The sequence below is a fragment of the Streptomyces sp. NPDC048604 genome, from assembly GCF_043199435.1.
Lineage (GTDB): Bacteria > Actinomycetota > Actinomycetes > Streptomycetales > Streptomycetaceae > Streptomyces.
In genome coordinates, this window is sequence record NZ_JBICVX010000001.1 from 350,752 (window position 1) to 376,522 (window position 25,771).

Consider the following 25,771-nt stretch of genomic DNA (forward strand, 5'->3'; position numbering starts at 1 on the left):
GTGCTCGTGCTGTTGCCGCCGTCGGAGGGCAAGGCCGCTTCCGGCCGCGGGGCGCCGCTGAAGCCGGAGTCGCTGTCGCTGCCGGGGCTCGCGCAGGCGCGGGCGGCCGTCCTGGACGAGCTGGTCGAGCTGTGCGTGGCCGACGAGGAGAAGGCCCGCGAGGTGCTGGGTCTGAGCGAGGGGCTGCGCGGGGAGCTCGCGAAGAACGCCGGGCTGCGGACGGCGGGCGCGCGGCCGGCCGGGGAGATCTACACGGGCGTGCTGTACGACGCGCTGGGCCTGTCGACGCTGGACGCGGCGGCGCGGAAGCGGGCGCGGGCCTCGCTGCTCGTGTTCTCGGGGCTGTGGGGCGCGGTGCGGGTGGACGACCGGATTCCGTCGTACCGCTGCTCGATGGGAGTGAAGCTGCCGGGGCTCGGCGCGCTGGGCGCGCACTGGCGGGCCCCGATGGCCGCGGTGCTGCCGGAGGCGGCGGGCGACGGCCTGGTCCTGGACCTGCGCTCGTCGGCGTACGCGACGGCGTGGCGGCCCAAGGGCGCGGTGGCGGAGCGCACGGCGACGGTACGCGTCCTCCACGCGCCGACCCGCAAGGTCGTCAGCCACTTCAACAAGGCCACGAAGGGCCGCATCGTCCGCAGCCTCCTGGAGTCGGGCGCCGCCCCGGGCGACCGCACGGAACTGGTGACTGCACTGCGGGATCTGGGGTACGTGGTCCAGGAGGGCGCGAAGGCGGGGGCCCTGGACGTGCTGGTGGACGAGATCCACTGAGGACTCGTTGCGCCCTCCGCAACGATCGTTGCGCCCTGCGCTCGCTCTCGGCAGGATGGGCGCATGATGAGTGTCCTCGACCTTGCCCCCGTCGTGCCCGTCGCCGTGATCGAGGACGCCGCCGACGCCGTGCCGCTGGCCCGTGCGCTGGTGGCGGGCGGGTTGCCCGCCATCGAGGTGACCTTGCGGACGTCGGCCGCGCTGGACGCGATCCGGGCGATCGCCGACGAGGTGCCGGAGGCCGTCGTCGGGGCGGGGACGGTCCTGACCGCGGCGAACGTGTCGAACGCGGACGCGGCCGGTGCGCGGTTCCTGGTGAGCCCCGGCTGGACCGAGGGGCTGCTCGACGCGATGCGGACGTCCGGGCTGCCGTTCCTGCCCGGCGTGTCGACGACCTCCGAGGTCGTGGCGCTGCTGGAGCAGGGCGTGCCGGAGATGAAGTTCTTCCCGGCGGAGGCCGCCGGCGGCGTCCCCTACCTGAAGTCGCTCTCCGGCCCGCTCCCCCAGGCCCGCTTCTGCCCCACGGGAGGCGTCGGCCCGGCCTCCGCGCCCTCCTACCTGGCCCTGCCCAACGTGGGCTGCGTCGGCGGTACGTGGATGCTGCCGCCGGACGCCCTCGCGGCCAAGGACTGGTCCCGCGTGGAGTCCCTGGCCCGCGAGGCCGCGGCGCTGCGGAGCTGAGGCGGCGCCGCGGAGCTGAGGCTCCGGTGCGTCAGCCCCGCAGGTGCGAGGTGTCGTTGAGCAGCCGCACGGACGCGTTGCCGTCCGCGTAGTACGCCACCGCGGACAGCGAGGCGGCGGACAGCTCCATGCGGAACAGGGACTCCGGCGGGGCGCCGAGCGCCAGCCGGACCAGGGTCTTGATCGGCGTGACGTGCGTGACCAGCAGGACCGTGCGGCCCGCGTACGCCGCGGCCAGCCGGTCCCGCGTGGACGACACCCGGCGGGCGACCGTGGCGAAGCTCTCGCCGCCGCCGGTCGGTTCGGCCTTCGGGGAGGCCAGCCAGGCGTCCAGGTCCTCCGGATACCGCTCGCGCACCTCGCCGAAGGTCAGGCCCTCCCACGCGCCGAAGTCCGTCTCGCGCAGGCCCTCCTCGATCCGGACGTCCAGGCCCAGGCGGGCTCCGACGGTCTCGGCGGTCTGGCGGCAGCGCTTCAGCGGCGAGCTGACGATCTCCTGGATCGTGCCGCGCGCGGCGAGCGCCTCGGCCACCGCGTCGGCCTGGCGCAGCCCGGCGGCGGACAGCTCGGGGTCGTTGCCCCCGCTCCCGGAGAAGCGCTTCTCGGGCGTGAGCGCGGTCTCGCCGTGCCGCAGCAGCACGAAGGTCGCGGGCGCGCCCATGTCGGGCCCGGCGCCCCAACCGCGGGCGGGGGCGGGAGTCGCGGCCTCCGCCGCCGTACCGCCGTGCCGTACCGCGTACGCCGCTCCGCCCGCCGCGGCCTCGAAGTCACCGCCGGCGACGGCCTCGCCCGTCAGCGAGGCACGCGCCTGCGCGGCCACCGTCTCGTCCGGCGCGAACAGCGCCTCGTCGGCGGCGGGCGTCCGCGTGACCGACAGCGCGGCCCGCGCCTTCGCCGCGCCGGCCGCCGCGTCTCCGGGCGGGCCGGCCGGGGCGGGCGGCAGGGCCGCCGCGTTGCGGGCCGCGGCCGCGTCGAGGGCGGCCGAGGAGTCCGCCGGACGCCACTGCTCGCCACGCTTGCCCGCGTCCATCGCCTCGTTGGCGAGCCGGTCCGCGTGCTTGTTCTGCTCGCGCGGGATCCACTCGTAGCGCACCCGGCCGGCCGGAAGGACCCGGCCCGCCTCCGCCGCGAGCGGCTTCATGTCCGGGTGCTTGATCTTCCAGCGGCCGGACATCTGCTCGACGACCAGCTTGGAGTCCATCCGGACCAGGATCGAGACGTCGGCCGCGCCGCCGGTCAGCTCGTGTGCCGCCGTCAGACCGGCGATCAGGCCCTTGTACTCGGCGACGTTGTTCGTCGCGACACCGATGTACTCGGCCCGCTCCGCCAGCGTCTCCCCGGTCGCCGCGTCCAGGACCACCGCGCCGTACCCGGCGGGACCCGGGTTGCCCCGGGAGCCGCCGTCCGCCTCGACGATCAGCCGGCGCATTACAGGCCGGACTCCGCCGTGCGGACCAGGATCCGGCGGCAGTTCTCGCAGCGCACCACGGTGTCCGCCGCGGCCGCCCGGACCTCGTTCAGCTCGGTGATGTTCAGCTCGATGTGGCAGCCCTCGCAGCGGCGCTGGTACAGCCGGGCCGCGCCCACGCCGCCCTGCTGCTCGCGCAGCTTCTCGTACAGCTTGATCAGGTCCGCCGGGACGGAGGCGGCGACGAGCTCGCGCTCCTTGCCCACCGACGCGGACTCCGCGTCCAGTTCGGCCTGCGCGGCGTCACGGCGCGCGGTCGCGTCCTCGGTCTTCGCCTGGACGGCCGAGACGCGCTCGGTCAGTTCGGCGACGCGCTCCTGCACACCCTCGCGGCGCTCCATGACCTCCAGGACGATCTCCTCCAGGTCGCCCTGGCGCCTGGCCAGCGAGGTGATCTCCTTCTGGAGGTTCTCGAGGTCCTTCGGCGAGGAGACCGCGCCGGAGTCCAGGCGCTGCTGGTCGCGGGTCGCGCGCTGGCGCACCTGGTCGACGTCCTGCTCCGCCTTGGTCTGCTCGCGGGCGCAGTCGCTCTCCTCGGTCTGCGCGGCGACGAGCAGGTCGCGCAGCTGCGTGAGGTCCTTGGTCAGCGACTCGATCTCGGCGTGCTCGGGCAGCGACTTGCGCTTGTGGGCAAGCTGCTGGAGGCGGACGTCCAGGGCCTGGACGTCGAGGAGACGGATCTGGTCGGCGGGCGCGGCGTTCAGTTGGGGGCTCCAGATGAATCGTGGTGGGAGGACCAGGGGTCGGTGACCGTCTTCGAGACGTGGACGCGCAGGTCCCAGCCGTGGCGGTCGGAGATCTCGTCGAGCTGCGCCGCGGCCTGCTCGCACCAGGGCCACTCGGTGGCCCAGTGGGCGGCGTCGACGAGGCCCAGCGGAGAGTGCTGGGACGCCTCGGACGCCGGGTGGTGGCGCAGGTCGGCGGTGAGGAACGCGTCCACACCGGAGGCCCGCACGACGTCGAAGAGGCTGTCGCCGGAGCCGCCGCTGACGGCGACCCGGCGCAGGATCATGCCGGAGTCTCCGGCGACGCGGATGCCCTGCGCGGTGGCGGGCAGCCGCTTCGCGGCGCGCGCGGCGAACTCGCCGAGCGTCTCGGGGACGTCGAGCTCGCAGATCCGGCCGAGGCCGGTCTCGGGGACGAGCGGGCCGGTGACCCGCAGGTCGAGCGCGCCGGCGAGGGCGTCGGAGACGCCGGGGTCGGCGGTGTCGGCGTTGGTGTGCGCGACGTGCAGGGCGATGTCGTGCTTGATCAGGGTGTGCACGACGCGGCCCTTGAAGTGGGAGGCCGCGACCGTCGTCGTCCCGCGCAGATAGAGCGGGTGGTGCGTGACGATCAGGTCCGCGCCGAGGGAGATCGCCTCGTCGGCGATCGCCTGGACGGGGTCGACGGCGAACAGCACGCGGGAGACCTCGGCGTCGGGGTCTCCGCAGACGGTGCCGACGGCGTCCCACTGCTCGGCCCGCTCGGGGGGCCAGAGGGCGTCGAGCTCGGCGATGACTTCAGACAGACGGGGCACGAGGGAAAGGCTACCTGGCCTGTGCGCCCGGCCGCCCTGGCCTGTGGACGGCGATGCGCGCTGTCCACAGACCGGGTCCTGCTCCTTACTTCACCAGGTGGCCGCGCAGGTCCGCGAGGAGGTTGAGATTGTTGATCGTTCCGATGGATTTGGGGGCGCCCGCGTCCTTCCTCAGGTACGTGGGGATGCCATCGTCCCCCTCGGACGGCGCAGAGCCGACGGGCTTGATCCCGAGCGAAACAACGTTGTCGAGCTCGCCGACGTCGAGGACGACGACCCGCTTCGGGGCGGCCTTCAGCTCCGTCCTGCCCATGGCGTGGGTGAGGGTGCGGGTGAACTGGCCGGGCTCGGCGTCCGTGCCCGGACATGGGGAGTCTCCTCCGTGGGGACGTGCGGGCGGTGCCGGGTACTGCTTCACGGCGGCCCGCACGGGGCGCCGAGGCCCCACTTAGGGTCGCCTTGCCTTGCTCACGCCCCACCAGACCAGCACAGCCGCCCCCTCGCCCTCAGCAGAATCGATTCACGGCCACCCTTATGTGTGAAGTGACCAGGCTCGTGTTGTTCGGCAGGAAGTGCGAAAACTAGCTTCGAAGGCCGGAGGTGACGAGTCGATGACAGCGTGTGCCATCGAGGCGGCCGCGGACGGGGAAGGCGCGGCACGGCCGAGCAAGTTCACGATCACGGCGGACGGCGCCTACGCGGCCCGGCTCGCGGGGAGCGGCGACGCGCTGTACGCGGAGCGCTGGACGCTGGACGGCCCGGAGCCGTACGCGGTGCCGCTGCCGCTCGACCAACCGGAGGACCCGGACGCCCAGGTGCTGCCGCTGGCGGACGGGCGGGTGCTGATCTGCCGGCGCGCCGGGGACCGGCTGACGTTCTCGCTGCTGTACCCGACCGGACCGCGCACCGGCGAACTGTTCCTGGGCGCGGTCGAGTCGGACGCGGAGCTGGTGCTCCTGCCCCCGTCGCCGGACGGGACGTGCGCGTACGCGATGGCCGTCGGCCCGTACACCACGGAGCTGTGGCTGGTGGCGGGCGGGGAGTTCGGCCCGGAGCGGGTGGCGGACATCAAGGGCGCCTGCACGGGCGGCGTTTGGCTGGACCGTACGGGGCGGATGATCGCCCTCGACCGGCGGCTCGACGACGGGCCGCTGAAGGCGGTGGCGGTGGATCTGGAGCGGGGCGGCGAGGTGACACCGCTGCTGCAGATCACGGAGGAGAGCGACGACCGGCTGCTCCTCGCCGACCCGGACAGCGGACTGCTGCTGATCGGCTCCGACGCGCCGTCGCCGGGGCGCGAGCGCCTCGGCTGGGGCGTGCTCGGCAGCACGCGCCCGGTGCGCTTCCCGGACTGCCTGGACCCGGCGGACACGGCGGTGTCCCCGTTCGCGGTGCAGCCGGGCCAGGTCCTGCTGCCGGAGAGCTGTTCGGTGGCGCTGCGGATGGACGCGGGGGCGGGTAGCTGGGTGGGCATGTGGACCCCGACGTCGAAGCGGCTGGCCCAACTGGCCGCACCGGCGGGCTGGCTGGACGGCACGGGGGTCTGGACGCCGCAGGGGACGCTGCGGCTCCCGTACGCGACGGCCGCGGCGCCGTGCGGGGTGGCGGCCCTCGAAGTGCCGCCGGCGCCTCCGGAGCCGGCGCCGGTGGTGGAGCCGTGCCGTCCGGTCCCGTTGCAGCAGGCGCCGCTGCCGGGCGGCAGAACTCCTGACGTGAAGGCTCGTTAGAATCCGCCCCGCAAGACGCAAGCGATCATCACGGGGTGAGTCCCACCATGCAGGAATCCACGCCGGACTCGACCGAGTCCACCCCTCACGGCCGCCACCGCGGCAATCCGTCCGGCCAGGAGGAGCCGGAGTCCGCGCCTCACGGCCGCCACCGCCGCGACGCGGAGGACTGACCACGGCCCCTGGGGCGGGGGGACCTCCCGCCCCAGGCACGCCTAAGACCCCGTCAGGAAGCCGAAGACCCCGTCAGGAATCACCGGAGACCTCGTCAGGAACCGGGCTTCCGCCGCACCTCCGCCAGCTTCACGTCCTCGCCCTCCGGCGCCCCGAACGGCTCGACGCCGACCCCGCTGCCGGACCCGGTGACCTCCAGGGCCGCGTGCCCGCCCATGAACCTCAGGTCGATCCGCACCACGGGCGCGCCCGAACGGTCGGGCATCCGGTGGATCCGCTCCGTCGGGTAGTCCAGGTCCGTCAGCTTCCGCAGCATGGCCGCGTGGTCGGTCGTGCGCTCCTTCCCGAACGCCTCGGTCACCCGCTTCGCGTGCGCGTCGGCCACGCACACCTCCGTGCCGGTCAGCGGCACCTCGACCGCGGGCGCGGGCCGGGCGGAGCCGGTCCGGGCGGGCTCGGGAGCGTCGGAAGGCAGCGGGACGGGGATGTCCCCGTCGGCGTTCGGGGTCCCGGGCGGAGTCTCGCCCGGTCCGTATGCCGGAGGCTGCGGGCCCTCGTAACCGGGCAGGTCCTCGGGTCTGGGCACGCCGCCGCCCTTGTCGGCGGGGGCCTGCGGGTCGCAGTCCTGGAGCGTACGGCCGAGGAGGGCGATGAACCGCAGCTCTGCGGCATCGTCGCCCGACGGGGCGTCGTCGCCCGACGGGGCCTCGGCGCCGGCCGACGCCCGGACGGTGCCGTCCGGGCCCTTCTCGCGGACGGCGCCGCTCTGCGCGGTGCCGCAGGCGGACAGGAGCAGGCAGCCGAGCGCGGCGGCCAGGACGGGCTTCGCAAGGAACTTCGTTCGCATGAAGGAACCTTGCAGCGGCCCGTCCACCGCCCACATGGGTACGGGTACTCAGTTCACCCGTGCTTCAGCCCCAGGATCTCCGCCGCCGCGAACGTCTCCCCGTCAGGCCGGCCGGCGTAGTGCGGGGACAGCAGGGAGTCCAGTTCCTCGTAGGTGAAGGCGGACTTGGCGGTGTCGAACTTGGCCGCCACCTTCGGCCGGTCCACCACGGCCACCATCCCGCCGTGCACGACGAGGAGCTGGCCGTTCACCCCGGACGCCGCCGGGCTCGCCAGGTAGCCGACCAGCGGGGCCACGTGCTCGGGGGACAGCGGGTCCAGCTCGCCCGCCTCCGGCTCCGCGAAGCCGGCGAAGACGTCCTCGGTCATCCTGGTCCGGGCCCGCGGGCAGATGGCGTTGGCGGTCACCCCGTACTTCGCCAGGGCCAGCGCCGTGGACGTCGTCAGGCCGACGATGCCGCCCTTGGCCGCCGCGTAGTTGGGCTGGCCCGCCGAGCCGGCCAGGAACGCCTCCGAGGAGGTGTTGACGATCCGGCCGTAGACGGAGGTCTCCCCCGCCTTGGCCCGGCCGCGCCAGTGCACCGCCGCGAAGTGGGTGGTGTTGAAGTGGCCCTTGAGGTGGACCCGGATCACCGAGTCCCACTCGTCCTCGGTCATCGAGAAGACCATCCGGTCGCGCAGGATGCCCGCGTTGTTGACCAGGACGTCCAGCTTCCCGAACTCGTCCACGGCCAGGTCCACCAGGCCGCGGGCGGTCTCGAAGTCCGCGATGTCGCCGAGGTGGGCGACCGCGCGGCCGCCCACCGCGCGGATCTCCTCCGCGACCTCCTCCGCCGGCGCCGCCGACGCCGTGCCCGAGCCGTCCCGGCCCGGCTGTCCGTAGTCGTTGACGACGACGGCCGCGCCGAGCCGGGCCAGTTCCAGCGCCTCGGCCCGGCCGAGCCCTCGGCCCGCGCCCGTGACGATCGCGCTCAGGCCCTCCAGTGGCAAAGTCACACCCGGCTCCTCAGATCTCGATGCACGTGCGCAGCGCGGCGCCCGTGCGCATCTGGTCGATCGCCTCGTTGATCCCGGAGAGCGGCACCCGGTGGGTGATCAGCGACTCCAGGTCGATCCGGCCGGCCCGCCAGAGCGCGATGGCCCGCTCGTACGAGGTGAGGACGTCCCCGCCGCCGTACATGGACGGCAGGATCCGCTTCTCGTCGAAGAACAGCTCGAACATGTTGAGCTGCAGGTTGTCGTCGAGGGCGCCCGCGCCGACGACGCAGAGCGTGCCGCCGCGCCGGGTGGTGTCGTACGCGGTGCGCGCGGTGGCGGACTTGCCGACCACCTCGAAGACGTAGTCGAAGCCCTCGCCGGCCGTCACCCGCTGCTTGGCGTCCGCCAGCGCGTCCGGCGCGACCGCCTCCGTCGCGCCGAACCGCAGCGCGGCCTCCCGCCGGGACTCGACCGGGTCGACGGCGACGATCTGTGCCGCGCCCTGGAGCTTGGCGCCCTGGATCGCGGAGATGCCGACGCCGCCGCAGCCGATGACCGCGACCGACGAACCGGCGGTCACCTTCGCCGTGTTGATCGCCGCGCCGAGGCCGGTGGTCACCCCGCAGCCGATGAGGGCCGCGATGTCGTAGGGCACGTCGTCGGGGATCGGCACGGCGCAGCCCGCGTCGACGACGACCTCCTCGGTGAAGGTGCCGGTGCCGGCGAAGCCGAACACGTCCCCGCCAGGCCGCTTGAAGTTGGGCACGCCGGCGTTCATGAAGCCCGCCAGGCACAGCTGCGTCTGGCCGCGCTTGCAGGCCGCGCAGACCCGGCAGGCCGGCAGCCAGCAAAGCAGGACCCGGTCGCCGGCGGCGAGTCCGGTGACCCCGTCGCCGATGTCGACGATCTCCCCGGCCCCCTCGTGGCCGGGGACGAACGGCGCCGGCTGCGGCAGCACGCCGCTCATCGCCGACACGTCGGAGTGGCACAGTCCGGTCGCCCTGACCCGGATCCGCACCTTGCCCGGGCCGAAGCCCACGGCCTCGACGTCGTCGAGGACCTCCAGTTTGTCCTGACCGATCTCGTGCAGTACGGCTGCGCGCATGGTGCGGCTCCCCTCAGGAATTCCTCAGGAATGTTCGACGACGGTGTCGGCGAGGACCGGAGCGTCGTCCCGTTCCGCGGCCGTCACGGACACCTGGACGCGGCCCTCCCCGGCCCACATCCGGATACGCAGGGTCTCGCCGGGGAAGACCACTCCGGCGAAACGGGTGCGGTACGAGCGGACGCGCGCGACGTCGCCGTCGAGCAGCGTGTCGACGACGGCCTTGAGCGTCATCCCGTAGGTGCACAGGCCGTGCAGGATCGGCCGGTCGAAGCCGGCCAGCTTGGCGAACTCCGGGTCGGCGTGCAGCGGGTTCCAGTCCCCGGAGAGCCGGTAGAGCAGCGCCTGGTCCTCGCGGACCGGGCGTTCCTCGGTCCGGTCCGGGGCGCGCTCGGGCGGTTCGACGCGGGCGGAGGGGCCGCGGTCGCCGCCCCAGCCGCCCTCGCCGCGGACGAAGATCTGCGCGTCGCTGGTCCACAGCGGGCCGTCCTCGTCGGCGGCCTCGGAGCGCAGCACCAGTACGGCGGCCTTGCCCTTGTCGTACACCGCGGCGACCTTGGAGGTGGACACGGCGCGGCCACGGACCGGGATGGGCCGGTGCAGGGTGATCGTCTGCCCGCCGTGCAGCACGGCGGCGAGGTCGATGTCGATGCCGGGCGCGGACAGGCCGCCGACCACCCCCATTCCTGCGCCGGCGACGGTGGCGAAGCTGGGCAGGACGTGGAGCCGGGACTCGAGGGTGTAGCGGAGCTCGTCGGGGTCGGTGGCGGGGACGCCCGCGCCGAGGCCGAGGTGGTAGAGCTGGACGTCCTTGTGGTCCCAGGCGATCTCGGCGCTGCGGGGTTCGGCGGCGACCGCCTTGGCGGCATCGATGGGCATGTGGATGCTGCTCCTTGGGGGAGTGGAAGACCTCGGCGCGACCGTCCGCACCGTCGGCCGCACCGAGGCCGTACAGGAACCATCTAGAACGCGTTCTAGATCGGTGGAACCCATGTATAGCCGAGGCGCCAGGAGTTGTGAACCCTTCCCGCCCCGACTTGCTGACGCAACGTCAGAAACCGTCCCGGCGGCCCACCCGGGACATTTGTCACCGCCGAGTCCGTACATCCACGCCTGCCCCGCACCGCCCCCCGCTCCGTAGCTTCGTGGTCATGACGAACGAGCCCGCAGACGCCGTCCGGTCCGCAGACGCCGTACGGTCCGCAGACGCCGGACAGCCCGCAGTCGCCTTCGAGGGCGTCACCAAGTCCTTCGGGGCGGTACGCGCCGTCGACGGCGTCGACCTGACGATCCGGCGCGGCGAGACCGTCGCCCTCCTCGGCCGCAACGGCGCCGGGAAGTCCACCTCGATCGGCCTGCTGCTCGGCCTGGACGAGCCCGACGGCGGCCGGGTCCGGCTCTTCGGCGACACCCCCGCGAAGGCCGTCGAGGCCGGCCGGGTCGGCGCGATGCTCCAGGAGGGGCGCGCCGTCCCCCGCGTCACCGTCGGCGAGCTGGTCTCCTTCGTCGCCCGCGCCTACCCCGCGCCGATGCCGGTGGCCGAGGCCCTGGAGCTCGCCGGGCTCACCGAGTTCGCCGGCCGCCGGGTCGACCGGCTCTCCGGCGGCCAGGCCCAGCGCGTCCGCTTCGCCGTCGCCCTCGCCGGCAACCCCGAGCTGATCGTGCTCGACGAGCCGACCGCCGCGCTCGACGTGGAGGCCCGCCAGGTCTTCTGGGACGCGATGCGCGGCTACGCCCGGCTCGGCAACACGGTCCTGTTCTCCACCCACTACCTGGAGGAGGCCGACGCGTACGCCGACCGGATCGTGGTCGTCGACCACGGCCGGGTCCTCGCCGACGGAACCGCCGAGGAACTGAAGCGCCGCACGGGCGGCAACCTGGTCTCGGTCGACCTGGCCGGCCGCCCCTCCGACGGGCTCGAACTGCTCCCCGGGGTGACCTCGGTGGAGATCCGCGGCGACCGGGCCCGGCTGCGGACCGACGACTCCGACGCGACCGTCCGCGCGCTCGCCGCCGCCGACGCGATCCGCGGCCTCGAAGTCTCCCCGCTCTCGCTCAACGACGCCTTCCTGTCCCTGACCTCCGCCCACCAGCGCACCCTGGAGAACGCCCGATGATCGCCTCGTACGTGAAGCTCGAAGTCCGCCGCACGCTGCGCGACACCGGGTTCGCCATCGGCAGCGTGGCCGTGCCGGTGCTGATGTACCTGCTCTTCACCAACCTCGGGGACGACGCCGGCGGCTGGAAGACCGCGTCCATGGTCGGCATGGCCGCGTACGGGGCGCTCAACGCGGCGCTCTCGGTGGGCGGCGGGGTCGCCGAGGACAAGTCGATCGGCTGGCTGCGGCAGCTGCGGATCACGCCGATGACGCCGCGCCAGGTGGTGGCCGGCCGCGCCCTGACCGGCTCGGTGGTCGTCCTGCCCGCCATCGCCGCGGTGCTGGCCGCGGGCGCGCTGGTCAACGGGGTGCGGATGGACGCTTGGCAGTGGCCTGCGGTGGCCGTGGTGCTGTGGCTCGGTTCGCTGCCCTTCACGCTGCTCGGCCTCGGCAACGGCTACCGGCTGACGCCCCAGACCACGGGTGTGGTGAACGTGGCCTGCAACATGGGCCTGGCGATCGTCGGCGGCCTGTGGTTCCCGTCCGAGCTGTTCCCGGGCTGGCTGCGCGCGGTCTCCGGGCTCACCCCGACCAACCGGTTCGCCGAGGTGGGCCGGGCCGTCACGGAGGGCACGGCGCCGGGGCTCGCCGCGACGGCGGTGATCACGATCTGGGCCGTGCTCTTCGGAACGTACGCCGCCTTCTCGTACCGTCGTTCCGCCAGGACGGTCTGAGGCCGAGGGGGACGGGCATGACGCAGCAGAGGACGAAGCGCAGATTCCGGAAGCCGGGACGGGTCCGCCCGCCGGAGGAGCTCGGGCCCCCGAACGGCTTCGCGATGCTGCCGTGGCTGCTGATGGGCATCGGCGCGGTCTCCAACCTGATCCAGGGGAAGAATCCGCACCCGGTCGTGGGGAGCCTCGCCGTCCTGGCCTTCAATTCCCTCTACGTCGCGGTGGTGTTCCGGGCCTTCGACCGGGGCCGGCGGGAGTCCCGCACCACCTGGTGGCTGATCGGCGCGATGGCGGCGGTGACGCTCTTCCTGGCGATCGCCTTCGGCGGCCCGTACCTGCTGTTCTTCCCGCTGCTCGGCCTGGCGGTCGGCTCGGTGACCCGGGGCCGGCGGCTGCCGCAGGTCGCCTTCCCGCTCTGTGCGACCGCGGCGCTGGTCGCGGGGCTGCGGGACGGGTGGGACGCGATCAACGTCGCGTACGGCACGTTCATCTCGACCATGGTGACGGCGGCGGTGCTCGCCCTGTCGGAGACGGTGAAGGAGCTGCGGGCCACCCGGCAGGAGCTGGCCCGGACGGCGGTGGAGAAGGAGCGGCTGCGCTTCTCCCGGGACCTGCACGACCTGCTCGGCCACACGCTGTCGGTGATCGTGGTGAAGTCGGAGGCGGCGCGGCGGCTCGCGCCCCGGGACGTGGACGCGGCGCTGGCGCAGATCGTGGACATCGAGTCGGTGGGCCGGCAGGCGCTGACGGAGATCCGCGAGGCGGTCACCGGCTACCGCGAGGGCAGTCTCGGCACGGAGCTGGACCGGGCCCGGTCCGCGCTGACCGGTGCGGGCATCGAGCCGGTGGTACGGCGGTCGGGGCCGCCGCTGGAGCCGCAGACGGAGGCCCTGTTGAGCTGGGTGGTCCGCGAGTCGGCGACCAACGCGCTGCGGCACAGCGGGGCGACGCGCTGCGAGATCGAGGTGTCCGGCGGCATGGAGAGGGTCCGGCTCACGGTCACCGACAACGGCCGCGGCACGGACGGGGCGACGGAGTCCGGCAACGGACTGACGGGGCTGCGCGAGCGGGTCGCGGCCGCAGGCGGCACTCTTGAGTCGGGACCGGCCGAGAAGGGCGGTTTCCGGGTCGTCGCGGAACTGCCCGTGGAGACCCCCGCGTCGCGAGAGCTGGAGCCGGCCGAATGATCAGAGTGCTGCTCGCCGAGGACCAGGGCATGATGCGCGGCGCGCTGGCGCTGCTGCTCGGCATGGAGCCGGACATCGAGGTGGTCGCCCAGGTGGGCCGGGGCGACGAGATCGTGGACGCGGCGCTGACGAGCCGTCCCGAGGTGGCGCTGCTCGACATCGAACTGCCCGGTTGCAGCGGCCTCGACGCGGCGGCCGAGCTGCGTACGGAGGTCCCGGAGTGCCGGGTCCTGATCCTGACGACCTTCGGCCGGCCGGGCTATCTGCGCCGGGCGATGGAGGCCGGGGCTGCCGGCTTCCTGGTGAAGGACGGCCCGGTGGAGGAACTCGCCGCGTCGATCCGCAAGGTGCTCCGGGGCGAGACGGTCATCGACCCGGCGCTCGCCGCGGCCGCCCTGAGCGCCGGCCCGAACCCGCTGACCGCCCGGGAACGCGACGCGCTGGGTGCGTCGGTGGACGGCGCGACGATCGCCGACATCGCCGCGACGCTGCACCTGTCGGAGTCGACGGTACGGAACTACCTGTCCTCCGCCATCGGCAAGACCGGCACCCGCAACCGCATGGAGGCGGTCCGGGCGGCCCGACAGCAGGGCTGGCTCTGAGCCGCCGATTCCCCGCGCGCCCCGGGCTGGTTTCATGGTCGACCGAGCGTTGATCAGGGGATCGTGGGGGATTGATGAGAGAAACGGCCTCGGTGTTCCAGCCGCTGCGGGAGGACGATCCGCGCCAGGTGGGCGGATACCGCTTCGCCGCGCGGCTCGGCGCGGGCGGCATGGGTCGGGTCTATCTGTCGCACACGCCCGGCGGGCGGCCGGTGGCGATCAAGGTGGTCCGGCCCGAGCTGGCCGACGACCCGGCCCTCCGGAGCCGGTTCCGCCGGGAGATCGGGGCGGCCCGGCGGGTCAAGGGGGCGTACACCGCGGAGCTGATCGACGCCGACGCGGACGGCGTCCTGCCCTGGCTCGCCACGGTGTACGTCCCCGGCTCCTCGCTGGCCGAGGTCGTCGCGCGGCACGGCCCGCTACCGGTGCCCGCCGTGCTGTGGATGCTGGCGGGCGTGGCCGAGGCGCTGCAGGCCATCCACGGTGCGGGGATCGTGCACCGCGACCTGAAGCCGTCGAACGTCCTGCTGGCCGCCGACGGACCGCGGGTGATCGACTTCGGCATCTCGCTGGCCGCCGACGCCACCTCGCACACGACCACGGGCACCGTCCTCGGCACGCCGACGTTCATGGCTCCCGAGCAGGCCTCCGGGGCCGAGGTCACCGCGGCGACCGACGTGTTCGCACTCGGCCAGACGGCGGCGTTCGCAGCGCTCGGCGAGCCGCTGTACGGGCAGGGCTCATCGGCCGGCGTGCTGTACCGCATCGTGCACGACAAGCCCGACCTGTCCCGACTGCCCGAGCAGCTCCGCCCGTTGATCGCCCGCTGCCTGGCCGCCGACCCGGAGGCGCGGGCCACCCCGGCGGAGGTCGTCGACTGGTGCCGGCAGCGGCTGGGCCCGGACGCCGACGCCGGCGGGGGTCCCGCCCTCTGGGAGGAGCTGAGGGGCCCGGAGGCGACGATTCCCGCTCCGGTGCCCCACCCCACCCCGGTGGCCACGCAGGCGCCGTTCGCCCCGCCGTGGCCCGCGCCGCCCACGAGCCCCGGCGAACAGCGGGCTCGCCGACGACGTACGACTCTGATCACGACGGTCGCCGTGACGGCGGCGTTGCTGCTGCTGGCGGGAGTCGTGGGGACGGTCGTGGACGTGACGGGCCGGATCCTCGACCGGCGTGCGGCGGCGTCGTCGACACCCGGTCCCAGGGCGTCCGCCGACGCCCCCGGTCCCGGCCGTTCGGCGTCCGCCGGCTCCGCCTCCCCCGGGGTCTCCCGGCAGACGCCGCCGGACTCCTCGACGAGTACCGAACCGCCGGAGGCCAAGCTCTACCCCGCCTGGTGGCTGGGCATCGAGAACTCGATGGACCTCACCGAGCCGTTCCAGCCGATGGGCCGGGAGGACCGCAAGGGAGACATCCGGCTCCTCTGCGAGGACGGTTGTGCGCTGAAGAGCCGCAGCAGCGTGATGACCCTGCTGCCGGGCAGGCAGCGCGGCTCGTACGCGGCGTGCCGGACCGCCCTCGGCCGCACCACCGTCCACAGCATTCCGCTGGCCCGGGCGTCGAAGGGCAGCGCGATCTGCGTCAAGCACCCTTCCGGGGACATCGCCCTGCTCGTGATCGACGTGACCTCGACGGCGCTGCCGCACCTGGCTTTCATGACCGGGGACATCAGGATCTGGCGGGCCGAGGCCGGCTGACCGGCTACGCCTTGTCGCTCGCTGCGGAGGGCCTCGGCAGCCACAGCAGCATCAGCACCGTCGCCGCGAGGAGGACGCCGGTGGCGGTGCGGAAGGCGAGGGCGTAGCCCTCCGTCAGGGCCTCCGGGCTGGTACGGCCGCCCGTGCGGGACGCGGCGACCGTGGACAGGACGGCGAGGCCCAGGGCGCCGCCCATGGTGCGGGAGGTGTTGACCAGGCCGGAGACGAGGCCGGCCTCGCCGGGGGCGGTGCCGGAGGTGGCGAGAGAGGCGAGCGGGGTGATCACCAGGCCCATGCCCGCCATCATCAGGACGCCGGGGCCGAGGATGGTGGCGAGGAACGAGCCGTCGGCGGTCATGGTCGACTGCCAGCCGAAGCCGGTCGCCGCGACCAGCGCGCCGAGGACGGCGAGACTGCGGGCCCCGATGACCGGCATGAGCCGCGGGGCCAGCTTCGAGCCGACGATGACGGCGACGGAGCTGGGCACCAGGGCGAGCCCGGCCTGGAGCGGGGAGTAGCCGAGGACGCCCTGCGCGTACACCGTCATGAAGAACCACATGCCGAACGACGTCGAACCGACCACCAGCATCGACACGTTGGCCGCCGCGACCGCCCGCGACCGGAAGACCCGCAGCGGCATCAGCGGGGCCGCCGTACGCGCCTCCACGGCGACGAACACCCCCAGCAGCGCCAGCCCGCCGAGCAGCGGCACCAGGGTCGCCGGCGCGCCCCAGCCGGCCTCCTCGGTCTGCACGATGCCGTACGCGACGGCCGCGAGGCCGCCGGTGACGAGCACCGCGCCGGGCAGGTCGAGCCGCCGGCCGCCGCCCGCCAGGCTCTCGGTCAGCCACACCGCCGCTCCGGCCGTCACCAGCACGCCGATCGGCACGTTGATGAGCAGCACCCAGCGCCAGGAGAGCAGGTCCACCAGCACGCCGCCGACGAAACCGCCCGCCGCGCCGCCGGCCGCGCCGACCGCCGTCCAGGTGCCGATGGCCCGGGTCCGCGCGGGCCCGGCGGGCACGGCGGCGGTGACGAGGGTGAGCGTCGCGGGCGCGAGGACGGCCGCTCCGAGGCCCTGGGCGGCCCGCGCGGCCACCAACTGCCAGCCCTCCTGGGCCAGTCCGCCGGCCACCGACGCGACGGTGAACAGTCCGAGCCCGAGCTGGAACATCCGCTTCCGCCCGAACAGGTCCGCGGCCCGCCCGCCGAGCAGCATGAACCCGGCGAAGGCGATCGTGTACGCGTTGAGCACCCACTGCAGGCCGAGCGCCGACAGCCCGAGGTCGGCCCGCATCGACGGCAGCGCCACGTTCACCACGGACACGTCGAGCACGACGAGGAACTGCCCGGCACAGGCGGCCAGGACGACCAGCCAGGCGCGGGGGTCGGGGCGTACGGGGGCGGGCTGCTCGGCGACGGGGGACGCGATGCGCTCGGAGGGGACCATGACCGTCATGGTCGCACTCGCCGACTGCCCCGTACATCGGAACGCGGACCCACTCCGGCCGGGACCAGGGACCTAGGCCGCCCGGCCCGGTGTGACGCTCGCGACACCCCTTTCATGTCACAACACCCCCCTCTCGCGGAGTCTTTGAGGAGAGGCGGCGTCCCCCGGTCTTCCCCCAGTGGGACGCCGCCTCTGCATTCCGCCGTCGGACGGGCGCTACGGCCTGCGCAGCATCGTCACCACGGCCGCGCCGCCGAGTCCGATGTTGTGGGCGAGACCGACCCGGGCGCCGGCGACCTGCCGGTCGGCCGCCTCGCCGCGCAGCTGCCAGACGAGTTCGGCGGCCTGGGCGAGGCCGGTCGCGCCGAGCGGGTGGCCCTTGGAGATCAGTCCGCCGGACGGGTTCACGACCCAGCGGCCGCCGTACGTCGTCGCGCCGGACTCGACGAGCTTGCCGGACGCGCCCTCCTCGCACATGCCGAGCGCCTCGTACGTCAGCAGCTCGTTGACGGAGAAGCAGTCGTGCAGCTCGACGACGTCGACGTCCTCGATGCCGAGCCCGGACGCCTCGTAGACCTGCCGGGCCGCCGCGCGGGACATCGGCCGGCCGACGACGTCGATGCAGGAGCCGGAGGCGAAGGACTCCTCCGTGTCCGTGGTCATGGCCTGGGCCGCGATCTCCACCGCCCGGTCCCGCAGCCCGTGCTGGTCCGCGAACCGCTCGGACACGACGACCGCCGCGGCCGCTCCGTCCGAGGTCGGCGAGCACTGGAGCTTGGTCAGCGGACGGTGGATGGTCTTCGCCGCGAGGATCTCCTCGACCGTGTACACGTCCTGGAACTGGGCGCGCGGATTGGCCGCCGAGTGCCGGTGGTTCTTCGCGCCGACGGCGGCGAGCTGCGCCTCGGTGGTCCCGTACCGGTCCATGTGCTCGCGGGCCGCGTTGCCGAAGATCTGGGCGGTGGGCGGGGTCATCTCGAAGCCGTGGCGCGCGGCCATCACGCCGTAGTGCCGGGCCACCGGCGAGGTCTTGAAGTCGCCGCCGTCCGAGCCCCCGCCCAGCGCGCCCCGGGCCATCTTCTCGAAGCCGAGCGCGAGGACGCAGTCCGCGAGCCCGCCCTCGACGAACTGCCGGGCCATCATCAGCGCGGTCGAGCCGGTCGCGCAGTTGTTGTTGATGTTGTAGACCGGCACGCCCGTGAGCCCCAGTTCGTACGCGGCGCGCTGCCCGGCGGTCGACGCCTGGAAGCAGTACCCCACCGGGACCTGCTGCACCTGCCCGTACGCGACGCCGGCGTCGGCGAGCGCGGCGGTGCCGGCCTCCTTCGCCATGTCCCAGTACTGCCAGTCGCGCGTCTCGGGCTTCGCGAAGTCCGTCATCCCGACGCCGACGATGTACGCCTTGCTCACCATGGTCTCCTTCAGTCCCTGGGCAGGCCGAGAATGCGCTCGGCGACGACGTTCAGCTGGACCTGTGTGGTGCCGCCGGCGATGGTCAGGCAGCGGGACATCAGCAGCCCGTGCACGGCCCGCTCCCCCGCCCCCTCCCGCACCGCGCCCGCCGGACCGAGGAGTTCGAGGGTCAGCTCGGCGAGCTTCTGCTGGTGTCCGGTCTGGACGAGCTTGCGCACGCTGGCCCCCGCGCCCGGCTCCAGGCCGGACACCTGGCGCAGGGTGGTGCGCAGCCCGATGCAGCCGAGCGCGTGCGCCTCGGCGACGAGCGCGCCGATCCGTGCCCGCACGGGTTCCCCAACCTGGTCGGACCGTTCGATCAGCGCTTCGAGCCCGGTGTCGAAGGCGACCTGGTCGGCCATGTGGACCCGCTCGTTGCCGAGGGTGTTGCGGGCGACCCGCCAGCCGTCGTCGACCTCTCCGACGACGGCGTCGGCGGGCAGCGGCGCGTCGTCGAACCAGACCTCGTTGAAGAGCGAGTCCCCGGTGATCTCCTTCAAGGGGCGGATGTCGATGCCTGCCGTGTTCTTCATGTCGACGATGAAGTACGTGAGGCCCTTGTGCTTGGGGGCGTCGGGGTCGGTCCGGGCGAGCAGGATCCCGTAGTCGGCCCATTGGGCGGCGCTCGTCCATACCTTCTGCCCGGTGATCCGCCAGCCGCCGTCCTCGGTCCGCTCGGCGCGGGTGCGCAGCGAGGCGAGGTCGGAGCCGGCGCCGGGCTCGCTGAACAGCTGGCACCACAGCAGGTCGCCGCGGAGGGTCGGGGCGAGGTACCGCTCCTGCTGCGCGGCGGTCCCGTACGCGAGCAGCGAGGGCACGACCCAGGTGGCGATGCCGAGCCCGCTCGGGGTCACACCGGCGGCCGCCAGCTCCTGCTGCACGGCGAGTTGCTGCACCGGCCCGGCCCCGAGCCCGTACGGCGGCGGCAGGTGCGGGGCGGCGAGCCCGGTGGGCGCGAGGGCGCGGCGGGCGGCCTTGGGGTCGAGCCCGCGGGCCGTCTCGACGGCCGTACGGGCCTCGGCCCGGTATGCCTCGGCCTCCTCCGGCAGGTCGAGGCGCAGGGCGCGCCGCGTGCCGGCGGCGGCGAGCGCGACGGCGCGGGCGCGGTGGTCGTCGCCGGCGCCGAGGAGCTGGCGGGCGACGACGGCGCGGCGCAGGTACAGGTGGGCGTCGTGCTCCCAGGTGAAGCCGATGCCGCCGAGGATCTGGATGCAGTCCTTGGCGCAGGTGTACGCGGCGTCCAGCGCGACGGAGGCGGCGAGCGCGGCGGTCAGGGCGCGGGCGTCGTCGGGCGCGCCGTCCGCGGCGAGCGCCGCGTCCCAGGTGAGGGCGCGGGCCTGCTCGACGCGGACGAGCATCTCGGCGCACAGGTGCTTCACGCCCTGGAATTGCCCGATCGGCCGCCCGAACTGCTCGCGCACCTTCGCGTACTCCGCGGCCGTCTCCAGGGCCCGTCCGGCGGTGCCGCAGGCGTCGGCCGCGTGGAGCACGGCGGCGAGGTCGCCGACGAGTCCGGGGCCGATGCGCAGGACGCGGTCCGGGGGCACGGGGACGGAGTCGGCGAGGACCTCGGCGGTCGGGCGGGTCGGGTCGGCGCTGTCGTGGACCCGGACGGCGAGGGCGTCGGCGTCGACGGCCGCCCAGACGGTCCCGTCGGGTCCCTCGGCGGCCAGGATCAGCAGGTCCGCCTGCGCGCCGGCGAGCACGGGCGGGGCGGCGCCGCTGAGCAGGAGGCCGCCGGCCCCGTCGGGTGCGGCGGCGAGCGTGCCGGTGCCGAGCGCGACCGCCGCGGTCCGCCGCCCGGCGGCGAGGTCGGCGACGAGCGCACCGAGCCCGGCGCGGCGCAGCATCTCGGCGGCGAGGACGTGCGGCAGGTACGGGCCGGGCAGCACGGCCCGCCCGGCCTCCTCCAGGACCACGGCGAGGTCGACGAGCGTCCCGCCCCCGCCGCCGTGTTCCTCGGGCAGGTGCACCCCGAGCAGCCCCTGCCCGGCGAGCGCGTCCCAGTGGGCGGGGCGGACGGTGGCGGTGCCGGGGACGTCGAGGTGTTTGCGTACCTCTTCGGCCGGTGCGACCCGGGCGAGCAGGCCGCGGACGGCGCGGGCGAGCTCCCGCTGTTCGTGCGTGATGGCGATGCCCATGGCAGGGCAGACTAGAACACGTTCCAATCTGACGGAAGGTCAGATGCACCGCGAATCCGCGCGGGCGGCCTCAGGTACGGCCGCTCGTCCAGCCGCTCAGAGCGCCGGCGCCCGCACCTGCATCCCGTACCGCGCCCCGATCTCCGCGATCCGCGCGACGTTCGGCGGCCCGTCGGGCATCGGAGGCAGCGTGTTCGACGCAGCGGGCTCGCCCGCCTCGGCGAAGAACTCCTCGAAGCCGCCCGGCTGGTACACGGACAGGATCTTGGTCGTCTCCAGCGGCTCCGGCTGCTCCCAGACGCCCGCCGGAATGTGCACGAAGGACCCCGGGCCCGCCTCCACGACCTCGTCGCCGAGGCGGAAGCGCATCCGTCCCTCCAGGATGTAGATCGTCTCGTTGCAGTCGTGCGTGTGCGGCGGCGGGCCCATGCCCGCGCGCAGCGTCATCTCCATGACGGTCATCGCGCCGCCGGTGTCGGCGGCCCCCACCTTCACCGTGTACAGACCGCCCAGCACCCAGTACGAGCGGCCCTCCCCGGGCTTGTGCGCCACCAGTTTCTCGGCCATGAGGGAGACCTCCTCTCTTCCAGCGTCCGGCGGTGCGCCGGGCCCCGCAACCGCCGGGCCGGGGGCATCAATGTCAGTGCCGCCTGCCAGGATGCGTCCCATGGGCACTTGGGACATCGGACACTTCGACAACGACACGGCGGCGGACTTCTGCGGCGACCTCGACGACCTGCCGCAGCACGAACGCCCCGGGCTGATCCGCGAGCAGTTCCTCGCAGTGACCGGGACGGGCGGGGAGTTCCTCGACTCGGACGACGCGGCGAGGGCCGTCGCCGCCGCGGCGCTCGTGGCCGCGCAGTGCCCGGGCGGCGACCCGGTCACCACGCCCTACAGCCCGGACGAGCCGCTGCCCGAGCTGCCCACGGACCTGCGCCCGCTCGCGATACAGGCCCTGGACCGGGTCTTCGGCCCGGAGTCCGAGCTGGTGGAGCTGTGGGACGAGACGAACAGCGGCGGCCCGTGGCGCGAAGGGGTGCTGCGCCTGCGCGGCGTGATCGCGGCCGCGACGGACCGGCCCTGTGGGATCGTGGACCTGTGACGTCGTTGGAGGACCTCGCCCGCCTGCGCCGGGCCCGTGACCAGATGGACCGCGAGTACGCGTCCCCGCTCGACGTGACCGCGCTCGCCCGTACGGCGCTGATGTCGCCCGGCCATTTCTCCCGCAGCTTCCGCGCGGCCTACGGCGAGACCCCGTACAGCTACCTCATGACCCGCCGCATCGAGCGCGCCAAGGCGCTGCTGCGCCGGGGCGACCTGTCGGTGACGGAGGTCTGCTTCGAGGTCGGCTGTACGTCCCTGGGCTCCTTCAGCTCACGCTTCACCGAACTGGTCGGCGAGACCCCGAGCGCGTACCGGGCCCGCGAACACGAGGACGGCGCGGCGATCCCGGCCTGCGTCGCGAAGGTGTACACCCGACCGGTCAGGAACGGAGAAGCGAAGTCCGCTCCGCGCTCCTAGCGTGGAGCCCATGGACATCAACCTCTCCACCTGCTTCATCACCGTCGACGACCACGACAGGGCGATCCCCTTCTACCGCGACGTCCTCGGCCTGGAGGTCCGCAACGACGTCGGCTTCGAGGGCATGCGCTGGGTCACGGTCGGCTCACCCGCCCAGCCCGACATCGACATCGTGCTCGAGACGCCCGTCGCCGACCCCACCGCCTCCCCCGTCGACCGCGACGCCGTCACGGCCATGGTGGCCAAGGGCCTGATCCGCGGGGTCATCTTCCGCACGGACGACGTCGACGCCACGTTCGAGCGCGTCCGCGCGGCCGGCGCGGACGTCCTCCAGGAGCCCGTCGACCAGCCCTACGGCGTCCGCGACTGCGCCTTCCGCGACCCCGCGGGCAACATGATCCGCTTCAGCCAGCCGCGGAAGGCATGACGCCCGCGTACGTCTCGCAGGCTCTCCGCAGCATGGTGCCCCCTTCGTCCTCGGACGAAGGGGGCACCGGTCGCCACGCCGCCCGCTTACGCGTCGGCGAGGTACCACCACTCCTGGGAAGGCGTCTTGCTGTCGCGGCACGTCCACAGCGTCAGGTAGGCACCGTTGCCCAGGTTGTCGCCCTTGTTCGTGATGCACTTGTCGCTGTAGTAAGCCTTGGCGCGCGGCTCACCCATGTCGCGCCAGTACTCCCTGAACATCTGGGACTCGGCGTACGGGTTGCACGTCCACAACGTCAGGACCGCGCCGTTCGTGGCGTAGTTGTCACCACTCGGCGTCAGACACTTGCCGCTCGCGTTGTGAATGATGCGGTTGTTCTCCCAGCGCCACTCCTGCAGGTAACTGCCCGTGCAGGTCCACGTGGTGACGATGGTGCCGTTGGCGGTGCTGTTGCCCTTCGGCGTGGCGCACATCTGGTACCCCGGACCGTAGAGATGCCCGACAGCGGCTGCGGCACTCGCCGGTGCCGCGGCTCCCACGTGTACCGCCAGCACCGCCGTCATGGCCGTCAAACCGGCAATGATCTTTCGCATTTCCCACCCCTTGTAGTTCAACACGCAAACGAAACGCAGATCCTAGCTGCCGTACGGGCAGGGCGAGTTGACGGCCTCGGCCGCTCGGATCCACGAAGCGCCGTGGACATGCGGGCACGCCGTTACGGTGAAGCCATGCCGAACACTGCTGCGCTTCTCGTCATCGACATGCAGAACGCCCTCATGGCCGTCGCCCACCGCCCCGCCGAGACCGTGGCCACGATCGCCGGCCTCCGCGCGCGGGCGAAGGCGGCCGGCGCCCCGGTGATCACCGTCCAGCACGGCGACGACGAACTGGTCACCGGGACGGACGGCTGGCGGATCGTGCCCGAGCTCGCGCCCGGCAAGGACGAGACGGTCGTTCCGAAGAACAGCGCCGACAGCTTCCTCGACACCCGCCTCGACGAGATCCTCAAGGCGCTCGGCGTCACGGAGGTCGTCGTCACCGGCTTCGCCACCGAGATGTGCGTGGACACGACGTGCCGCTCGGCCCTCGCCCACCGCTACGACCTGGTCCTGGTGGAGGACGGCCACACGACCTCGGTCCGCCCCGACCCGAGCCCCTACGTCCCGGCGGACGAGTCCATCGCCCACCACAACACGATCTTCCGCACGATCAGCTTCCCTGGGCGGCGTATCCGCGTCCTGCCGGCCGCCGAGGTGGACTTCACCGCCTCCTAGCCCCGGCCGAGGGCCCGGCGCAGCCGGCTCCTGACGGGCGGCTCGACGGGGACGAGCTCCTCGGCGTACTCCAGCTCGGCGACGGAGACGCGAAGGACGTAGGAGCTGGTGGACGGCTCCTTCGTCTCGTCGTCCCAGTGGGAACGCAGGATCTCTACGAGCCAGCTCGCCTCGGAGGTGCGGAAGACCCGACGCCCGACCTGGGGAATGGTGTCCGCCGGCCACTCCTTGCCTTCACTGCGGCAGGCCCGGGTCAACTGGGCGGCACGGGCGAGGGCCTGCGCGCGGTCGCCCTCGACGTGGACCGTGCGCACGAGTTCCCAGGCGTCGCCGTACTTCCTGCCCTCGACCAGGACGTACCAGCCCCCACCGCTCACGCGCCGACGCGCCCCTGCGCGGCGGCCTCGACGAACGCCGCGAAGGCGGCGGGGGTGAGGGTGAGGACGGGGCCGCCGGGGTTCTTGGAGTCACGGACGGCGACGTGGGGGGCGAGGTCGGCGACCTCGACGCAGTCGCCGCCGCTGGTGCCGCTGTACGACGACTTACGCCACCGCAGCTCCTGGCTGGTGCCCATAACGTTCCTCCAGTACACGAGCGATCCGTGCCGCCGAATCCTCCTGTGAGAGCGCCGCGGCCTGCAGGCGAGAGTAACCGACGGAACGCTCCCTGATCACTTGGGAATTGGCCGTCATGTGCGGGATGTCATAGACCTCCGCGTAGAACAACTCGGGGTCCGAATCGAAGCGCAGCAGGTTGAACGAACCCATCATCCCCGTGTGTTCACCCACGGAGTACGGCAACACCTGTACGTGCACCCACTGGCGCGACAAAAACCCCAACAGGTGTTGCAGTTGGCCCCGCATCACGCTGCGGCCGCCGACCTCCCGGTGCAACACGGCCTCGTCCAACACCACGCTCAGCACGGGCGGGTGATCACGCTCCAGGATTCGCTGGCGCTCCATCCTCGCGGCCACGAGCTCGTCGGCCCGGTCAGGGGCATCCACTGCAAGGAGGGCGCGTGCGTACTCCTTGGTCTGGAGCAGGCCATAGATCACTTGGGCCTGGAAGGTCGAGATGTAAGCAGCCTTCGCCTCGACCTCCGCGTACGCCTGGAACCAACTCGGCAACTGGCTCCGCAGTACCAGCCCCACCAGCCGGGTGAACGTCCCGCCCGTCAGCAGCGCCGCGTCGACCCGCTCCGAGAACTCCCGCGTCGGGACCTTCCGCGCCGTCTCGATCTGGCCGACGAGCGAGCCCGTGCAGAACAGGATCTTGCCCAGCTGGGGCTGGTTGAGGCCGGCTTCCTCTCTCAGTCTCCTCAGCTCCGCGCCGTAGTAGTCCAGCGGAGAGGCGCTGGGATCCAGGTTCCGGATGTTGGCCAAGGCGAGGTCACCCCCAAGCAGACGCCCGCAGGCGTTGAGTTCGTTCCGTAGCCGAGCGTAACCAAGCGGCCGCACGCTGGTGACATGAATCACGTAATCGAGCCCCCACCGGCGGAGATTGGCGCGAACTATCGGATGGGGTTCACCGTCGGTGAGCATTCGGCGCGCCACATGCGCCGCCTCCTGCGCAGCTTCCTCGCGCACTGGCAGCTGCACCACCTGACCGACGCGGCCGAACTCGCGCTCACCGAGCTCGTCGCGAACGTCGTGCGGCACGTGCCGGACCGGCGGTGCGCGGTGATCGTGCTGCGCGAGCCGTACGGACTGAGAGTGGAGGTCGCGGACGGAGCGCCCGGCGCCGTCGCCGCGAAGGGCGGGGATCCGCTGGACGACGGCGGGCGCGGGTTGCTGCTGGTGGAGGGGGTCACGGACCGGTGGGGCGTGGAGGAGACCGCGGAGGGCAAGCGGGTGTGGTTCGAGTGCGACGCGTAGGGCACGATGGCTGCCCGTACGCCTGTACCGACCAGTAGGAGCCC

General features: G+C 73.2%; 29 protein-coding genes and 1 pseudogene. 14 read left to right on the forward strand and 16 right to left on the reverse strand.

Features of this window, described 5'->3' with window-relative positions; genetic code table 11:
* The gene (gene yaaA / locus ACGFMM_RS01695) at positions 1-768 is read left to right on the forward strand and encodes a peroxide stress protein YaaA (protein ID WP_393642119.1); all 768 of its coding nucleotides are present in this window, start codon (positions 1-3) and stop codon (positions 766-768) included.
* Between the two features lie 63 nt (positions 769-831).
* Positions 832-1,449 (forward strand): bifunctional 4-hydroxy-2-oxoglutarate aldolase/2-dehydro-3-deoxy-phosphogluconate aldolase, encoded by a 618-nt coding sequence (locus ACGFMM_RS01700; RefSeq protein ID WP_393642121.1) that lies wholly within the window; start codon positions 832-834, stop codon positions 1,447-1,449.
* Between the two features lie 31 nt (positions 1,450-1,480).
* On the opposite strand, the gene ACGFMM_RS01705 is transcribed toward ACGFMM_RS01700, so the two are convergent.
* The 4 genes and pseudogenes from ACGFMM_RS01705 to ACGFMM_RS01720 all read right to left on the reverse strand — a co-directional run.
* On the reverse strand, positions 1,481-2,878 hold the full coding sequence (locus tag ACGFMM_RS01705) for a bifunctional RNase H/acid phosphatase (protein WP_393642123.1): 1,398 nt from the start codon (positions 2,876-2,878) through the stop codon (positions 1,481-1,483).
* Positions 2,878-3,621, reverse strand: a complete 744-nt coding sequence (locus ACGFMM_RS01710) for a zinc ribbon domain-containing protein (protein ID WP_393642784.1) — start codon at positions 3,619-3,621, stop codon at positions 2,878-2,880. The genes ACGFMM_RS01705 and ACGFMM_RS01710 overlap by 1 nt, the downstream gene beginning before the upstream one ends.
* Positions 3,618-4,436, reverse strand: a complete 819-nt coding sequence (locus ACGFMM_RS01715) for a Nif3-like dinuclear metal center hexameric protein (RefSeq protein ID WP_393642124.1) — start codon at positions 4,434-4,436, stop codon at positions 3,618-3,620. Before ACGFMM_RS01715 ends, ACGFMM_RS01710 begins: the two co-directional genes overlap by 4 nt.
* Before the next feature lie 91 nt (positions 4,437-4,527).
* Positions 4,528-4,797: pseudogene (locus ACGFMM_RS01720) on the reverse strand (iron-siderophore ABC transporter substrate-binding protein); the annotation flags it as partial.
* A 250-nt stretch (positions 4,798-5,047) separates the two neighbouring features.
* Here ACGFMM_RS01720 and ACGFMM_RS01725 point away from each other — a divergent pair.
* Positions 5,048-6,163, forward strand: coding sequence for a hypothetical protein (locus ACGFMM_RS01725; protein WP_393642126.1), 1,116 nt, complete (start codon positions 5,048-5,050; stop codon positions 6,161-6,163).
* Positions 6,164-6,210: 47 nt separating this feature from the next.
* Complete coding sequence (locus ACGFMM_RS01730) at positions 6,211-6,336, forward strand: hypothetical protein (protein ID WP_393642127.1); 126 nt, start codon at positions 6,211-6,213, stop codon at positions 6,334-6,336.
* 95 nt (positions 6,337-6,431) lie between these two features.
* On the opposite strand, the gene ACGFMM_RS01735 is transcribed toward ACGFMM_RS01730, so the two are convergent.
* The 4 genes from ACGFMM_RS01735 to ACGFMM_RS01750 are packed head-to-tail and all read right to left on the reverse strand — an operon-like array spanning position 6,432 to position 10,145.
* A complete protein-coding gene (locus tag ACGFMM_RS01735) occupies positions 6,432-7,184 on the reverse strand; it encodes a hypothetical protein (RefSeq protein WP_393642129.1) in 753 nt (250 codons plus the stop codon).
* A gap of 53 nt (positions 7,185-7,237) precedes the next feature.
* Entirely contained in the window at positions 7,238-8,179 is a 942-nt protein-coding gene (locus ACGFMM_RS01740) for a 3-oxoacyl-ACP reductase (protein ID WP_393642131.1), read from the reverse strand.
* A 10-nt stretch (positions 8,180-8,189) separates the two neighbouring features.
* A complete protein-coding gene (locus ACGFMM_RS01745) occupies positions 8,190-9,266 on the reverse strand; it encodes a Zn-dependent alcohol dehydrogenase (RefSeq protein ID WP_393642133.1) in 1,077 nt (358 codons plus the stop codon).
* Between the two features lie 24 nt (positions 9,267-9,290).
* Entirely contained in the window at positions 9,291-10,145 is an 855-nt protein-coding gene (locus tag ACGFMM_RS01750) for a MaoC/PaaZ C-terminal domain-containing protein (RefSeq protein WP_393642135.1), read from the reverse strand.
* A gap of 272 nt (positions 10,146-10,417) precedes the next feature.
* On the opposite strand from ACGFMM_RS01750, the gene ACGFMM_RS01755 reads away from it, so the two are divergent.
* The 5 genes from ACGFMM_RS01755 (at position 10,418) to ACGFMM_RS01775 (ending at position 15,585) form a co-directional block, all read left to right on the forward strand.
* Positions 10,418-11,383, forward strand: coding sequence for an ATP-binding cassette domain-containing protein (locus ACGFMM_RS01755; protein ID WP_393642137.1), 966 nt, complete (start codon positions 10,418-10,420; stop codon positions 11,381-11,383).
* Entirely contained in the window at positions 11,380-12,099 is a 720-nt protein-coding gene (locus ACGFMM_RS01760; protein ID WP_393642138.1) for an ABC transporter permease, read from the forward strand. Before ACGFMM_RS01755 ends, ACGFMM_RS01760 begins: the two co-directional genes overlap by 4 nt.
* A 17-nt stretch (positions 12,100-12,116) precedes the next feature.
* The gene (locus tag ACGFMM_RS01765) at positions 12,117-13,286 is read left to right on the forward strand and encodes a sensor histidine kinase (protein ID WP_393642139.1); all 1,170 of its coding nucleotides are present in this window, start codon (positions 12,117-12,119) and stop codon (positions 13,284-13,286) included.
* On the forward strand, positions 13,283-13,888 hold the full coding sequence (locus tag ACGFMM_RS01770; protein WP_393642141.1) for a response regulator: 606 nt from the start codon (positions 13,283-13,285) through the stop codon (positions 13,886-13,888). Before ACGFMM_RS01765 ends, ACGFMM_RS01770 begins: the two co-directional genes overlap by 4 nt.
* Before the next feature lie 74 nt (positions 13,889-13,962).
* On the forward strand, positions 13,963-15,585 hold the full coding sequence (locus ACGFMM_RS01775; RefSeq protein WP_393642143.1) for a serine/threonine-protein kinase: 1,623 nt from the start codon (positions 13,963-13,965) through the stop codon (positions 15,583-15,585).
* A 4-nt stretch (positions 15,586-15,589) separates the two neighbouring features.
* Here ACGFMM_RS01775 and ACGFMM_RS01780 read toward each other — a convergent pair whose 3' ends face one another.
* The 4 genes from ACGFMM_RS01780 to ACGFMM_RS01795 form a co-directional block, all read right to left on the reverse strand.
* Positions 15,590-17,044 carry an MFS transporter gene (locus ACGFMM_RS01780; RefSeq protein ID WP_393642145.1) on the reverse strand — a complete coding sequence of 485 codons (1,455 nt, stop codon included), beginning with the start codon at positions 17,042-17,044 and terminating at the stop codon, positions 15,590-15,592.
* A gap of 207 nt (positions 17,045-17,251) precedes the next feature.
* The gene (locus ACGFMM_RS01785) at positions 17,252-18,448 is read right to left on the reverse strand and encodes a lipid-transfer protein (protein ID WP_393642147.1); all 1,197 of its coding nucleotides are present in this window, start codon (positions 18,446-18,448) and stop codon (positions 17,252-17,254) included.
* A gap of 8 nt (positions 18,449-18,456) precedes the next feature.
* A complete protein-coding gene (locus tag ACGFMM_RS01790; RefSeq protein WP_393642149.1) occupies positions 18,457-20,628 on the reverse strand; it encodes an acyl-CoA dehydrogenase in 2,172 nt (723 codons plus the stop codon).
* A 96-nt stretch (positions 20,629-20,724) separates the two neighbouring features.
* The gene (locus tag ACGFMM_RS01795) at positions 20,725-21,195 is read right to left on the reverse strand and encodes a quercetin 2,3-dioxygenase (protein WP_393642151.1); all 471 of its coding nucleotides are present in this window, start codon (positions 21,193-21,195) and stop codon (positions 20,725-20,727) included.
* A gap of 100 nt (positions 21,196-21,295) precedes the next feature.
* Between ACGFMM_RS01795 and ACGFMM_RS01800 the strand changes: the two genes are divergently transcribed.
* From ACGFMM_RS01800 to ACGFMM_RS01810, 3 genes are read left to right on the forward strand one after another with little or no spacing between them, the layout of a single operon-like run.
* Positions 21,296-21,733 carry a DUF4259 domain-containing protein gene (locus tag ACGFMM_RS01800; RefSeq protein WP_393642153.1) on the forward strand — a complete coding sequence of 146 codons (438 nt, stop codon included), beginning with the start codon at positions 21,296-21,298 and terminating at the stop codon, positions 21,731-21,733.
* On the forward strand, positions 21,730-22,152 hold the full coding sequence (locus tag ACGFMM_RS01805) for a helix-turn-helix transcriptional regulator (protein ID WP_393642155.1): 423 nt from the start codon (positions 21,730-21,732) through the stop codon (positions 22,150-22,152). Before ACGFMM_RS01800 ends, ACGFMM_RS01805 begins: the two co-directional genes overlap by 4 nt.
* 10 nt (positions 22,153-22,162) lie before the next feature.
* Positions 22,163-22,579 carry a VOC family protein gene (locus ACGFMM_RS01810; RefSeq protein ID WP_393642157.1) on the forward strand — a complete coding sequence of 139 codons (417 nt, stop codon included), beginning with the start codon at positions 22,163-22,165 and terminating at the stop codon, positions 22,577-22,579.
* 86 nt (positions 22,580-22,665) lie between these two features.
* On the opposite strand, the gene ACGFMM_RS01815 is transcribed toward ACGFMM_RS01810, so the two are convergent.
* Positions 22,666-23,172: an RICIN domain-containing protein gene (locus ACGFMM_RS01815; RefSeq protein ID WP_393642159.1), complete on the reverse strand. Its 507-nt coding sequence runs from the start codon at positions 23,170-23,172 to the stop codon at positions 22,666-22,668.
* A 135-nt stretch (positions 23,173-23,307) separates the two neighbouring features.
* On the opposite strand from ACGFMM_RS01815, the gene ACGFMM_RS01820 reads away from it, so the two are divergent.
* Positions 23,308-23,853, forward strand: a complete 546-nt coding sequence (locus tag ACGFMM_RS01820) for a cysteine hydrolase family protein (RefSeq protein WP_393642161.1) — start codon at positions 23,308-23,310, stop codon at positions 23,851-23,853.
* Here ACGFMM_RS01820 and ACGFMM_RS01825 read toward each other — a convergent pair.
* From ACGFMM_RS01825 to ACGFMM_RS01835, 3 genes are read right to left on the reverse strand one after another with little or no spacing between them, the layout of a single operon-like run.
* Positions 23,850-24,230 carry a hypothetical protein gene (locus ACGFMM_RS01825; protein WP_393642163.1) on the reverse strand — a complete coding sequence of 127 codons (381 nt, stop codon included), beginning with the start codon at positions 24,228-24,230 and terminating at the stop codon, positions 23,850-23,852. The genes ACGFMM_RS01820 and ACGFMM_RS01825 overlap by 4 nt on opposite strands.
* Entirely contained in the window at positions 24,227-24,427 is a 201-nt protein-coding gene (locus ACGFMM_RS01830) for a DUF397 domain-containing protein (protein WP_393642164.1), read from the reverse strand. The genes ACGFMM_RS01825 and ACGFMM_RS01830 overlap by 4 nt, the downstream gene beginning before the upstream one ends.
* Positions 24,396-25,235: a Scr1 family TA system antitoxin-like transcriptional regulator gene (locus tag ACGFMM_RS01835; protein WP_393642165.1), complete on the reverse strand. Its 840-nt coding sequence runs from the start codon at positions 25,233-25,235 to the stop codon at positions 24,396-24,398. Before ACGFMM_RS01835 ends, ACGFMM_RS01830 begins: the two co-directional genes overlap by 32 nt.
* Positions 25,236-25,319: 84 nt before the next feature.
* On the opposite strand from ACGFMM_RS01835, the gene ACGFMM_RS01840 reads away from it, so the two are divergent.
* On the forward strand, positions 25,320-25,727 hold the full coding sequence (locus ACGFMM_RS01840; protein WP_393642167.1) for an ATP-binding protein: 408 nt from the start codon (positions 25,320-25,322) through the stop codon (positions 25,725-25,727).
* Positions 25,728-25,771 lie beyond the last annotated feature (44 nt).